The organism is Bacillota bacterium, from assembly GCA_013178125.1.
GTDB lineage: Bacteria > Bacillota > SHA-98 > Ch115 > JABLXJ01 > JABLXL01.
Window position 1 is genome coordinate 1 of the sequence record JABLXJ010000034.1, and the last position, 12,897, is coordinate 12,897.

General features: G+C 54.1%; 14 protein-coding genes and 2 pseudogenes. 12 read left to right on the top strand and 4 right to left on the bottom strand.

What is annotated here, in order from left to right; genetic code table 11:
* Positions 1-820, bottom strand: an 820-nt coding sequence (locus HPY71_14710; protein ID NPV54743.1) for a hypothetical protein, incomplete at its 3' end; no start/stop codon positions are given.
* 346 nt (positions 821-1,166) lie between these two features.
* Between HPY71_14710 and HPY71_14715 the strand changes: the two genes are divergently transcribed.
* Genes HPY71_14715 through HPY71_14730 form a run of 4 tightly spaced genes read left to right on the top strand, consistent with a single transcriptional unit; the run spans position 1,167 to position 2,943 of the window.
* The gene (locus HPY71_14715) at positions 1,167-1,580 is read left to right on the top strand and encodes a PadR family transcriptional regulator (protein NPV54744.1); all 414 of its coding nucleotides are present in this window, start codon (positions 1,167-1,169) and stop codon (positions 1,578-1,580) included.
* Positions 1,573-2,052 (top strand): permease, encoded by a 480-nt coding sequence (locus HPY71_14720; GenBank protein NPV54745.1) that lies wholly within the window; start codon positions 1,573-1,575, stop codon positions 2,050-2,052. Before HPY71_14715 ends, HPY71_14720 begins: the two co-directional genes overlap by 8 nt.
* A complete protein-coding gene (locus HPY71_14725) occupies positions 2,049-2,582 on the top strand; it encodes a permease (GenBank protein ID NPV54746.1) in 534 nt (177 codons plus the stop codon). The genes HPY71_14720 and HPY71_14725 overlap by 4 nt, the downstream gene beginning before the upstream one ends.
* 10 nt (positions 2,583-2,592) lie before the next feature.
* Entirely contained in the window at positions 2,593-2,943 is a 351-nt protein-coding gene (locus HPY71_14730; protein NPV54747.1) for a cupin domain-containing protein, read from the top strand.
* 215 nt (positions 2,944-3,158) lie between these two features.
* On the opposite strand, the gene HPY71_14735 is transcribed toward HPY71_14730, so the two are convergent.
* Complete coding sequence (locus HPY71_14735) at positions 3,159-3,317, bottom strand: hypothetical protein (GenBank protein ID NPV54748.1); 159 nt, start codon at positions 3,315-3,317, stop codon at positions 3,159-3,161.
* Between the two features lie 483 nt (positions 3,318-3,800).
* On the opposite strand from HPY71_14735, the gene HPY71_14740 reads away from it, so the two are divergent.
* The 4 genes and pseudogenes from HPY71_14740 to HPY71_14755 all read left to right on the top strand — a co-directional run bounded on the left by HPY71_14740 (position 3,801) and on the right by HPY71_14755 (position 7,930).
* Positions 3,801-4,346, top strand: coding sequence for a PadR family transcriptional regulator (locus HPY71_14740; protein NPV54749.1), 546 nt, complete (start codon positions 3,801-3,803; stop codon positions 4,344-4,346).
* The gene (locus tag HPY71_14745) at positions 4,346-6,496 is read left to right on the top strand and encodes an NAD(P)/FAD-dependent oxidoreductase (GenBank protein ID NPV54750.1); all 2,151 of its coding nucleotides are present in this window, start codon (positions 4,346-4,348) and stop codon (positions 6,494-6,496) included. The genes HPY71_14740 and HPY71_14745 overlap by 1 nt, the downstream gene beginning before the upstream one ends.
* A gap of 34 nt (positions 6,497-6,530) precedes the next feature.
* A complete protein-coding gene (locus HPY71_14750; GenBank protein NPV54751.1) occupies positions 6,531-7,223 on the top strand; it encodes a hypothetical protein in 693 nt (230 codons plus the stop codon).
* 294 nt (positions 7,224-7,517) lie between these two features.
* Positions 7,518-7,930: pseudogene (locus HPY71_14755) on the top strand (hypothetical protein).
* Positions 7,931-8,118: 188 nt separating this feature from the next.
* Here the strand turns inward: HPY71_14755 and HPY71_14760 are convergent.
* Complete coding sequence (locus HPY71_14760) at positions 8,119-8,841, bottom strand: response regulator transcription factor (GenBank protein NPV54752.1); 723 nt, start codon at positions 8,839-8,841, stop codon at positions 8,119-8,121.
* 429 nt (positions 8,842-9,270) lie between these two features.
* Positions 9,271-9,751: pseudogene (locus HPY71_14765) on the bottom strand (hypothetical protein).
* Positions 9,752-10,268: 517 nt separating this feature from the next.
* Here HPY71_14765 and HPY71_14770 point away from each other — a divergent pair.
* The 4 genes from HPY71_14770 to HPY71_14785 all read left to right on the top strand — a co-directional run.
* The gene (locus tag HPY71_14770) at positions 10,269-10,550 is read left to right on the top strand and encodes a hypothetical protein (protein NPV54753.1); all 282 of its coding nucleotides are present in this window, start codon (positions 10,269-10,271) and stop codon (positions 10,548-10,550) included.
* A gap of 47 nt (positions 10,551-10,597) precedes the next feature.
* A complete protein-coding gene (locus HPY71_14775) occupies positions 10,598-10,930 on the top strand; it encodes a DUF3795 domain-containing protein (protein NPV54754.1) in 333 nt (110 codons plus the stop codon).
* A gap of 110 nt (positions 10,931-11,040) precedes the next feature.
* Entirely contained in the window at positions 11,041-11,844 is an 804-nt protein-coding gene (locus HPY71_14780) for a hypothetical protein (GenBank protein ID NPV54755.1), read from the top strand.
* A 320-nt stretch (positions 11,845-12,164) separates the two neighbouring features.
* Positions 12,165-12,897 (top strand): transposase (locus HPY71_14785; GenBank protein ID NPV54756.1); only part of this gene is annotated, 733 nt, incomplete at its 3' end.

The following is a 12,897-nucleotide window of genomic DNA, read 5'->3' on the forward strand; positions in this document are numbered from 1 at the left end:
TGGCTACCATGTAGTCTGCCCCGCCATAGGTGCGGGCACGGTAGGTATTATCTCCGAGATTACTTCCGTAACCGCCCCTTGCATCCTCCTTCTGGTGCCCGGGCAACCCTTCGAAACCGAAACACACAGTCGGCGCTGCGTTATTAAAGTCGCGGATATCGGCAGCTGAGTACTTGAGAACGCGGGAAGGGTGATTTATCAGGAAATAACTGGTGTCAGCGTAATTTTCCTGGAGGTAAGCAGCGCCTGCCACGGCATCCGCATGCGTGACATTCCGTTTGACAAGGCCTTCCCTTGCGCGGCTTGTATCCTTATCTCCGGCATCAAACATATATTCAAAGTCACTTATCGCAGTCGGGACATCTTCGACAATGGCAACGCTTGCGTGTTCGTGGGAGGGAACGTTCCATTCAAAACCCTGGATGAGCGTCTTGTTCGGGTATCGAGACTGCAGAGCTTGAAGCAACGGATATGAATAATCGCGGAGCGACTGCCAGCGCCACATAAGAAGGCGCCCATTTTTATCCTTAACTGGATTGCCGATAATATAGGGTGCTGGGGTGACGTTTTCCCAGTATGCGCCTTCGGGGTTACGTGCGGAGGTTCCTCCATGCTCCGAATTAGCCATCCAGTCCAGTCCGAACGTGTCAAATGCATGACTTACGACATCCGCCTGAGTGTGGCTTCCGTCCGTAAGGAAAGTGTGGGTATGGAAGTCTCCTGTGATCCATTCACCAGCAAACACATAGAGACTACCCACGGCTACCATGAGCGCGGTTAAGATCAACACAACGCTCATTCTGAATGATGACCTGTACACTGAACACCAGCTCCTTTCAGGGAAGAATTGTTCTATAGAGGAACATAAAGGATGAACGTTAAGATAGCATATCAACGGAGTAAACATCATGTAAAAGTATTATGACCCAAGCCACAAGCGGCACCTGTCCCACGTGGACATAGATGCTATCTTCCGGCTCGGCGACGAAATGTTTCTTTGCCTTCCGGATCACCTCCCCAAATGTCGGCGCGGGAGACTATAAGCTTAACAACGGAGACCGGCGGTAACTACCTAGATGCCTCTTGACCATGGCTATTAGCTATGATACTATATGCATGGATACTATATACATTATGCATATACATGATCGAATGGAGGCTGTGTTATGGCCAATTATGCAAACGAAAGCCCATGCGGGCCATGCTCACCTCGCACTCACGCACGAATGGAGCGCTTCATGGAACCTTGCCTGCTCCTCCTGCTCCGGGGACAGCGATCGCACGGGTATGAACTAATGGAAAAGCTCCGGGAGCTGGGATTTGAAGGAAGTTCCGCGGACATGGCGAGTCTCTACCGAACCCTCCGCCAACTCGAGGACAAGCAGGTGGTCACGTCATCGTGGGAAGAGGGAACGCAAGGCCCCCCGAAAAGGGTGTACGAACTAACCGAGGAGGGCGAAGCTCTCCTGCACGATTGGGCACGTGTGATTAGAGCAAACCGGTCCCGGCTGAACAAGTTCCTCGATTTATATGAGACTCTATGCCAGGAAGAGGGAAAAGGAGGCGGCAGCGATGTATAGCGTGGTCCTCTACTCTATATCCATCATCGCAGTACTCCTTTCGTGGAAAGCCAGCAAAGATAAGACACGAAAAGCCTTGCGGATTACGGCCAAATCCTTTGCCAAGATCATTCCGGCTATGATCGGCATAATCGGAATCATTGGACTCCTTCTTACCTTGATCCCTCCTGAATGGATCTCCGGATATCTCGGAAAACAGGCAGGTATCGCGGGGACGATCGGGGCGGCAGTGTTCGGGGCCGTCACCCTGATTCCCGGGCTCATCGCTTTCCCCCTGGCCGGGTCCCTCTATCGAGAAGGTGCTTCCGTGATGACCGTGGCTGCTTTCATCACCACCCTGACTATGGTAGGAATTGTTACCGCGCCTGTTGAGATCCAACAGTTGGGCAGGAAGATGACCCTGTGGAGAAACGGGCTGAGCTTCGTTTTCGCCCTGATCATCGCGTTTGTAATGGGGGCGGTGCTGGGATGAAAAAAGTCGTGAAAGAGTACAGATTGGTGGTTCTCGTTGTCCTCGCCAACCTGGTGCTGTGGTACCTCTCACCCTCAAAGGCCGCAGAATCGGCCAGCACAGCCGGCAAGTTCCTGAAAGAGATGCTCTCGATCTTGCCTCCAGTGTTCTTGCTCGTAGGACTCCTGGATGTCTGGGTGCCGAGGGCAATCGTAGAGAGAAGCGTGGGTCAGAAGTCGGGCATCAAGGGCGTGGCCATCTCGATGCTGCTCGGCAGTACAACGGTCGGCCCCCTCTATGCAGCGTTTCCCATCGCCGCCGCGCTTCTGAAGAAGGGCGCGAGCGTGTTCAACATCGTCGTGTTCCTTACTGTAAAGGCGGGCGCAGAGATACCTCTAGTGGCTATGGAAGCGAAGTTCCTGGGTTTCCCCTTTGCTCTTCTCCGCCTGGCGTTGACGTTAGTCGCTGCCCCGATCATCGGGTGGATCGTGCAAAGGGTAGTCGGATATTCTTACAGGTCACAGAGTGCGGAACCGATGCTAAGCGAATAGAGGGTGGCCTATGGCAGAGGGTCTCAGCAAGATATCACAACGAGGGGGGAGCGGAGTGAAGATCTATGACATTTTGCGAAACAAGGAGTTCGTAGCCGGTGCGCATGCGAAAGATGTGCTCGAAGATACCAGCACCCATAAGGTCTTAACGGTGACGATCGATGCGGGAGCTCAAATTCCGCCGTGCACAATGGGAAGCCACACCTTGTTCTTCGTGGTAGAGGGCGAAGGGACGATAAGAGTGGGCAGTGATACAAGAGACATTGCGCCAGGTCAGATAGTGAGCATCGAACCTGGCATAGAGCGCAACATCAAAGCCGAAACCAAGATGGTTGTTTTAGCTATCCAGATTCATGGTTGACTGACGAACACGGCGGCCACCGGGGATGAGAGGTACGAGCCGTAGGTCAGAAGGTTCCGCAGTGCCCGGCGCGGACAACGCCAAGTTGACTGTTTCTACCCGAGTTTGCGGGATTGGGGAATAGGAAAATCCCTATAGCATGGCTTTAGTGATGGTGGATCGAGCTAATCTTGACTACGCGATTCCTTTTGGCTATTACGGCAGCGAGGCCGGGTCTACGAGGTCATCGTAGGGGATGTATTTGTGGTCGAGTCGCTTGTGGCGCCAAGGCTGCGCAGGGAGGTGTACAGGTATTGCATGGCCTCCTTCTCCATGGATACCATCTTGTCCAGGTCCCTGTAGATATCGAAATCGACATCCCTAGAGCCGGGCACCCCAAGGAAAGCGGGGCATGCGGCTTTCGCAGCCCAGGGGAAGACGCAGCACTTGCTCTTCGGGTCAGAGCATCTATTGAGCACCATGAGCTCGGCGTACTTGACTGACTCGAAGAGCTGATGGAAGCCGAAAAATTGATAGATCCAGTTTCGCCGAGGTCCGGGGAAATCCCAACTTCTTTGGCAGGTTCCGAGAGAAACTGCCAACTATGTTGGCACCTCGACCATTCAACCGTGGTAATTACACCCCGAGGGTAGCCGCCTCTCTGGCGTTGACCCTCGCCCTGGCATGCGCGCCGGGGACAACCGGCAGGTAAATGGGCCGGGGAGTCGGAGAGGACCTCCAACATGCATGCGCGTGAAACTGCATACCCTGTACTAACTCACGGAATGGAGTGCCAAGGCCCCCTTGACACCACCGTCTAATATCGATATGATATATATCGAAACGCTATATCGCGGGTAGTGGGGAAGTGCGAAGCCTTGGAACACGTCATCCTTGGTTTTCTGACTATGGGAGACATGACGGGATATGATATCAAGCGGCTTATGAGCATCAGCACGTCATTTTTCTATGATGCGAGCTACGGGAGCATCTATCCTACCCTCAAGAAGCTAGAAGAAAGAGGGCTTGTGAAGTCCAGCGAGGCAATAGAAAGCGGGCGCCTCAGGAAGGTCTATTCTATCACTGATGAAGGGCGCGAGGAGTTTCTTCGGTGGCTCGGAGGGCCACCCGGCGAAAGCAAGTTCAAATACGACTTCTTAATGAGGATGTTCTTCTTCGCGCACCTTCCCAAAGAGAAGATTGAGGCGGCGGTAACCCAGCATCTCGCGGAGATAAGGGCAGTTTCGAAGAAGCTTGAGACGATTGAGTTCATAGTAGGGGGCAAGGCAGATATATATCAGATGTACACCCTTCGATTCGGCAAGGACTTCTTCGCCTTCCTCCAAGTCTGGTTTGAAAGGTTCCTGGACGAACTCAAAAATGGTAACTCAGGCGACCCCGGGGTGAGGAAAGGGGATACTTGATGAGCGTGGGAAAGCAGCTCCGGACACGGAAACAGCTCCGGATACCTGGCATGGTTCATATCCTCATCTCTTTTGTCCCGTGGACACTCTATTGGACCTTATGCGGCGTTGGAAAGCCCCCGGGCGTTGCAGTTGGGCTTTTAGTGGCTGTCCTCCTTGTGATTCCGGAGGCCGTTAACATGAGTTTCAATCTCATAGACCTGGTGTCAGTGGCATTCTTCGGTGCCGCGGCTTTGGTCACCTTTGGCCTCAAATCAAGCCTATTCATTGATAACAGCGGTTTCCTCGGGTATCTTGCCCTCTTCATCATGGCGGTTGTGTCTCTGATACTCAAACAACCGTATACCGTGCAGGTCTCAAAGAGGGACTATCCTGAGACTTACTGGCACGACCCAACTTTCCTCCTGATCAATAACATCATCACCGGCCTTTGGGCATTCATATTCCTGGTGAATTCGGTAATATACATCCTCTCGCGCTTTCCCTTCACAGTCGTGGTCTCAAATGCTCTGGTGGCTTTAGGAATAGTCTTCTCCATTGTTTTCCCCATGGCCGCCCCCGCTTACTTTGCGTTGAGAGAGTTCAAGGGAAATGACTGGCGAGTCGACGTTGGCCGTGAAAGGGGAAAGGGAGGGGACCCCGGAAAAGAGAAGAAACGAGAGGGAAAAGAATATGATGCGATAATTGTCGGGTCCGGGATTGGCGGATTGACCTGCGGGGCTTTGCTCGCCCGCGAGGGCTACCGGGTTGCGGTCTTCGAGCAACACTACCTCCCGGGGGGTTATTGCTCGTCGTTTCGCCGGAAGGGGTTTACCTTCAATACCGGGGTGGAGGCTGTAAGCGGACTGTGGGAAAAGGGCCCTGTTCGCTACCTTTTGGATGATCTCGGGCTCCGGCAAGAGGACCTCTTTATAAGAAACACTTCGAGATATGTTTTCAAAGGCCAGAATATCGATGTTCCGCCGGATCTCGGAGGATTCATAGCCCTACTTCAGGGAATGTTCCCTGAGGAAGCTCGCGGTATTGCTGACTTCTTCGACATGGCCAGGAGGGCCTATGAAGAGGTCTACCGGGAGGCCGCAATGTATGGGAGTCCGCTCCCTGCAGAACTCATCGCCAAGGTGTTCGGGGCAAAGGCACTCCTGAACTACCCTGGGGAACACCCGCATTTCTTCAGCTGGATGAATAAGACTTACAGGCAAGTCCTGGACGAGCATTTCAAGAGTGAAACTCTCAAGGCGCTGCTATCCGCTCTCATAGGCTACGTTGGGACAGAGCCGAATGAGACCCCCGCGGCAAGCGCCCTGACTGCCGTAGTATCCTATTACCTTCACGGTGGATATTTCCCCAAGGGAGGCGCGCTTCGATTCGCAGGCGCGCTAAAGCAGTATATCGAAGAACATGGCGGTCGGGTACTGCTCAGGAACAAGATTGACAGGATTCTAGTGGAGACAAGTGAGGCCAGGGCCGGCAGGGAGGCAGAGGTCAGGGGGGTTCAGGTAGGCGATACGACCTATGAAAGCCCTGTGGTGGTGGCCAACGTCAATGCTAAGACAGCTCTCCTGGACCTGGTGGGAGAAGAACACCTAAAGCCAGCATTCGCCCGGTATATCAAGGGCCTAAAGATGTCCCCGTCGGTATTCATGGTATTCCTGGGTGTGGACATGGACCTATCAGATTACCCGGTCCTCATCCACAATCTCGATGAGGGGTACGGGATCGTCATAGGCTCGAACGCAGATCCGGACCTTGCGCCCCCGGGTAGTGCTAGTGTCACGCTACTGGCCGGGGCGAGTTACTGCGATTTCCCGCCGAGAGGAACCCCGGAATATCTTCAAAGGAAGGAGGAACTTGCCCGCACGCTGATAGAGAGGGCGGATAAGGCGATCCCCGGTCTTTCAAGCCATATCATCGTAGAGGATGCGGCAACGCCGAGGACGCTAGAGTTTTACACCGGCATGCCAGAAGGGGCGATCTATGCCTTCGACCAGTCGAAGGATACCAAAAGGCCATATTTCAAGACACCCATCAAAGGGCTGTATCTCGCCAGTGCCTCCACCTTTCCTGGTGGTGGGATTGAAGCAGTGGTGATCGCTGGGAGGATCTGCGCGAATGACATAATGAACTGGAAGATGCGTGGCTCGACATGAATGAAACAATATGTGATACGAGGGAGGTCTTAACATGAATAACAGGTTGAATACAGTTGTTTCCTTACTAACATTGACGGCGATAATGGCCGTGTGCTCTACGATGGTGGTCTTCCCGCTGGCGACTCTGGCTGCTGATACTGCAAGAACTCAGGCGCTGGAGGCACAATTAAAGGAGAACCCCCGGGACACAAAGCTCTTGATGGAGCTTGGCCTTATGTATCATAGTAAGGCGTTGGAGGGAGACAAACATGCACTTCAACGAGCTGAGCAGGTCTTCAAGGAAGTGCTAAAGATAGAGCCTGACAACGCCGAGGCCCGTGCATGGTATGGCAGCACGCTTACCATCAAGGGCAGGGAAGATTGGTTCCCGCTTGCAAAACTTTTCTACGTGAACGAGGGGATCCAGGAGATGGATAGAGCCGTTGAACTCGCCCCCGATGCCGTCATGGTCAGGCTGGTGAGGGCTCATACAAGCCTGGCCCTGCCTTATATGTTCAGGCGCACGAAGGTGGCTATCAAGGACTTCGAGTATCTTCTCACCTTAAGCCAGGACAGGCCCGAGCAATTCAACATAAATACCCTGGCCCAGATATACCTTGGCCTCGGAAAGGCCTATGCTAAAGACGGTGACAAGAGCAAGGCCAGGGAGAACTGGCAAAAGGTGATGGAGCTTGCCCCGGAATCCAGAGAAACTCTGGAGGCAAAGTCCCTATTGGAAGGGTGATCGATTCAGCATGTTAAGCTCCATTCTCTACCGGAGATCGGTGCAGCCCGTAGTGGGAGTGGGGGATCTGTTTTTTGTGAGTGTCATTTATTACACGCTGAACAGGGAAAAAGTACCGGTATTGCTCTATCTTTCCCCCTTGCTGGGGCTGGAATCGGAACATCTTACATGCTCTCCCTGTCGTCACTACCTACAGAAATTACACGCACCCATACTTACACCTGCTCGCTGAACTGGAAAGTATTTTGCCACTTCGCGCGATGAGATGGCAAGTTATTTATCACCTCGACGCCTATCCTGGTAACTTTCTTACCACCCAACCGTGACCCATCGATGGTGGTAAGAATCTTACCACAATTACATGCACCCGGGGTGAATAACCTCGCCGGTGTGCCCTCAGTTGTGTTCGGGCTTTTTGGCCTTATCATACGGGCCTCGGAGGAAGCGCTCCTGGCGGTGCCGTATTCCTTCCGTGAGGCCTCTCTTGCGCTGGGCGCTACAAATACAAAGTGGCAGACGATAAAGAGGGTCATACCATGCGCCTGCCCAGCTCCATATTTGATGAGGTCCTGACACTTCCATATCACCATATATACGCCCTTATGACAGAGGGAACGATGATCGATAGCAGGGGGCGTTTCAGCAGCGGTCGGGCCGGATCGTTATCTCGAAGACATGCCGCTCTGAATCGAACCCGCACGACATGACGATGCCTGCCACCGGCCCTCCGGAGGGCGCATAGGTGCAGGCGTGGATATAGAAATCCAGGAGGCAGCTCGGGGGGCACCTCCCGGATTCTGGATAGGAGGATGAGGAGGATTCGCATTCGTTCGCGCCACTAACGGCGCGGGGTGTCATTGGCGGCCCGGGGCGTTACTTGCGGTGCTTGGTATCACTACCGGTGCTCGGCATCTCCCGGGGTATGCGCCTCTTTCATCTTATAGCCGACTCCTCGCACCGTGATGATGTATTCGGGTTCTACAGGATCGTCTCCAATTCGCCGCCTCAAACGTGCCACATGAACATCGACTGTCCTGGCATCGCCCGCGTAGTCGTAACCCCAGACCTTCTCGAGGAGCACCTCGCGGGTCAAGACTATGCCGTGGTTTGCCATGAAGATTGCAAGTAGCTCATATTCACGCCGAGTGAGCTCGAGTTTTTCGTCTCCTCGCCAGGCCATCCTGCGCCTCGGGTCGAGCCTGAGTTCGCCCACACGGAGTTCCCTTTCACCTTCCCATTGGCTAGCGCGATTTGCCGTACACCGGCGCAAGACCGCCTTGACGCGCGCTGCAAGCTCGCGGGGGCTGAAGGGCTTTGTTATGTAGTCGTCAGCGCCCAGTTCCAATCCTACAACCCTGTCCACAACCTCTGATTTGGCTGTCAACATTATGATTGGCACAGGCAACTCGCTGCGGATGCTCCTGAAGACATCGTACCCGCTGATCTCCGGTAACATGAGATCTAGAAGCACCAGGTCCGGTTTTTCACTCAGGGTCTTTGCAATCGCGGCTTTCCCATCATAGGCGACCAATGTCTTGAGGCCCTCCTTGCGAAGGGTGAAATCCACGAGTTCGACTATGGGTGCCTCGTCATCCACGATAAGGACCTTCTCATTCATACGGGCCGGTCGCCTCCAGGCAGGTGTCCTTTCATGGTCAAGTATGGGGCAGGGTTGTTACGGGAGATTTTCAGAAAGGTTAACAATAGTTGACGGGAGGGGCCGGGGGTATATAGCTGCGGGGTGGGCGGCTAAACGGCAAGAATCTAGAATATTTACCGTCTCAGTGCGCGGAGTGATAACCACGTGACCACCCTAGCAAGTGGAGGTCGCCCATGTCCGGCCATCACCTTGTGTTATGTCTGGACGATGCCAAACTGTCCGGGTAGCGTCGAGTGTCGGAGAAGCCCGGTGCCGGGGGACATGCCGGGGGTATCCGGCACCGCCGGGAAGCCTCGCTATACGAGGTTACTCCGGACCAGCCGGAGGTGCGGGCCCAATGGGGCACAGGGGAGCCTTTCCCCGCCTCCCCCTACCACACGACCTCCCTCACCCCGCGGTGCTTCTCGACTTCACCGGCCATATGGACTGCCCTGTCCTGTAAAACATGGGCCTGCCTCCAAGGCGTTCAACTTCTTCCACCAGCGCCTGGGAACACTTGACCTCGATAATGGCGGTAGTGCCGGGGTTTTGGGGAAGTATCTCCCGCCAGAAGAGGAACATTAGCCGGTCCCCCAGACGATATTCCCCTTTCATCGACGACGCCTATCCTGTCCCCGTCGCCGTCAAATGACACGCCCAGGTCGGCATCTTTCTCCTTCACCACCCGGATGAGATCGCGCAGGTTTTCTGGCCTGACGGGGTCGGGGAAATAGTTGGGGAATGACGGGTCGGACTCGCAGTATAGGGGTATGACATCGCAGCCCAGGCCCTCGATGATCTTGGGAGCAAAGAACGATGACGTGCCATTGCCGCAGTCTACCACCACGCGGAGCTTGCGCTGGCCCAACCTTACCTTGTCGAGGATCATGTTGATGCACTGTTGGCTGGAGTTTCCGAATGCGTTTTATGAGTAAGATGGACCTTTATTGGCCGGAAACCGTCTCTTCCCGGAAAAGCTAGCCCGGATTTATGTTGAGGCTCACAAATATCACCCGGGCATATTGAATAGGCTGTTCCTCCACCGGGACCAGATCCGTATCCAGGATGTCAGTAATCTTGCTAACCGCCAGCCATTCCTGATTGATACTGTTGGTTGAGTGGATAGCCGGAACAATAATGTGATTTGAGGCAGAGACTGATGTCCTGTTATTCTGTTCGGCGTTTTTTGAGGCTTACCGGATTAGCCAGATGTCATGATCGGCATATGGTGGACAAGATTTAATACAACTTTAACGGTGCCTTTACCGTGCAGTAACTCTTTTGCGTTATCTTGCCCCCATGGAACTCTCCTGCATCTCGCGCCGGGTTGGCGCACCCGACCCTCTGTCACTGGTATGGTGGGTTTGCAGGGAAATCCCTAAATCTGGGCAAGGAGGAGACAGACAATGAAAGCTGGGAAAGCACCCCATGGTTTCTCCCTTATAGGTCTGGTTGCCCTGGCAGTCATCCTGTGTTCCTGTGGCGCCTGGGCAAAGGAGGCCCCTCTGATGTACACGGAGCCTTATTTGCTGGCTCCAACCACCAATTCAATTTATGTCTACTGGATTACGTCGGAGGAGACAACCCGTTCCTATGGGGAATACGGCCCAACCGGCTCTTATGGGTATACCAGAAGCGCAAAGACCTACGAATTGGAAGGATTAAAGACTGTAGACGAGAATAGGTGACAGGCTCCATCCACACCTACGGGTAGAATCTAGGAGGTCGCTTCTTCATGAAGGAAAGCCTCAGTGAGGCAGCATACACAGCCCTCGCTACTGTCGGGGCATGCGGAGACTGGTGCGGCAAATGCCCTCATTTTCCGAAAGAATGCTCAGGCTGCCATGCTAAAGCAGATACATGCGGGTTTTTGAAATGCCTGGCCGGACGTGGACTTGAGCATTTCGGCGAGTGCGCCAGTTTCCCTTGCGAGGACCTGGTCTCATTCGTGCCCGATGATAGGCTGCCCAAAGGGTTCCATATCGAGAGCCTGAGATATAGGACCGAAAATGGTTTGGACAAGTGGTTGCAACGGTTCCCGCAGGAATGGAGTCATCTGATGAAATAGTAGATGGGCGGAGATGGGTGGCCTATAGCCCATTCGGCATGGGTGGAGCGGGGCCCGCCTATCTAGACGTTGCCCTTCCTCGCACGAAAGGATCGAAGAGGGGGAGGATCATGGATACCAGGTTGAAATCTGCTTATATCCTGTCAATCGTCATTGCGGTTTTGGCGCTGGTCGCAAGCGCGGGCGGGCTCTTTATCGGGAATCTATATCGAGATAGCAGTGCCTTTATTATGGCGGGGTGGTTCGGCAACGACTTGGTGACGCTCTCTGTAGCTCTTCCATTGTTGGTCGGTGCTCTGGTCCTGTCGATGAAGGGTTCGCACCGGGCACAACTGGTTTGGTTCGGAATCCTGGATTATATGCTCTATAATTACGCCTTCTACGTCTTCGGAGCCGCGTTCAACCGTTTTTTCCTAATCTACGTGGCGCTGTTTACCCTGTCGATATTTGCCCTCATTTTCGGGCTAGCAAAGATCGATGTCGACCAAATCGGCCACAAGTTCCAAGCCAAGACCCCCCTCAAATGGGTTAGTGGCTACATGATGCTTTGGGCGACCTTGTTGGGGGCGGCATGGATCACACAGGCGCTGATCTTCGCCGTAACCGGGCATCTTCCGCCAAGCGGCCTGGGCGAGGGCGGTATCAAGCTGGTAGCAGCCCTGGATTTGTCATTTGTGGTATCGGGGCTGGTATTGGCGGCTATCTGGCTATGGAAGCGCCGTCCCTGGGGGTATGTGCTATCAGTGATCTTCAACGTCAAGGGGGCTGTCTATACGCTGGTGCTAACCGCGGGTTCGCTATCCCAGGCTAGAGCCGGCCTAGAGGGAGCGATGGACCTGGTGCCGCTATGGGTTTTCCTCGGGCTAGGCAGCTTGGTCTCCTCGGTGCTCTTGCTGAGGAATATGCAGTCTTAAGGGATAGAGTCGAGCCGGTGTTGATTGGGGGCATGGAGACACCCTCGCTCTTCGACTCTGCTGAGCTTGGACCTGATGAGTGGCCAACAAAGCTTAGACTTATGACTGTACAAGTGCAGGCGGACAGCAGACTGTGGGTGCACTCACTACAAAGTCGAAAGAGAATAGTGAAATAAGGTGGGAATAATCAGCTTTTCCTCAAGCGTCCTAATGCCTCTTCTACTCCCCATGCCTGAAACCTGAGGAGCAGCTTATTCTCTGCATCTGAGGGATCTATCCATCCTAGCCTATGATCATCGAAGCCTCGCTGTGTCCTTTTTGTGGGCAAGGATATTATCGACGAGCTGGAGAAGCGGCAGATGGAATATATCCTGGGGGTTCGCATGCGTGCCGTCAAAGAGGTGTGGGAGGATGTCCTCTCGCGGGTTGGTCGCTATCGCGACGTCGAAGACAACCTCAAGGTGAAGGAAGTCTGGGTTGGTGACAGACGTTATGTGCTATGCTACAACCCCGAGGAGGCAGCCAAGGACAAGGCCAGTAGAGAGGCCATCCTTGAAGCCTTGGAGGAGGAGCTGGAGAGGAATCCCAAGGCGCTGGTGAAGAACCGTGGGTACCGCCGGTTTCTCAAGATAGACGGTAAGGCCATCAGCATAGACAAGGATAAGGTGGCCGAGGAGGAGCGCTTTGATGGTAAGTTCGTGTTGAGGACTAACATCACGTTATCAGCCGATGAGGTCGCTTTGAGGTATAAGGACCTTTGGATGGTAGAGGCGTTCTTCCGGGCCACCAAGAGCCTGCTGGAGACAAGGCTGGTATTCCACAGGTATGACGACACGATCAGGGGCCACATCTTCTCGAGCTTCCTTGCGCTGCTGTTAAGACACGAGCTCATGAGCTCTCTTGCACTTCGTGGAGAGAAGCCTGAATGGGCCGACATCGTGCGGGATCTTGCGGCCCTGCAGGAAGTCGAGGTGGAGCAGGACGGTCGTCGCTACCGTCTACGCTTGCCCCTTCAAGGGGTCTGCGGTAAGGTGTTCCAGGCTGTAGGGGTCG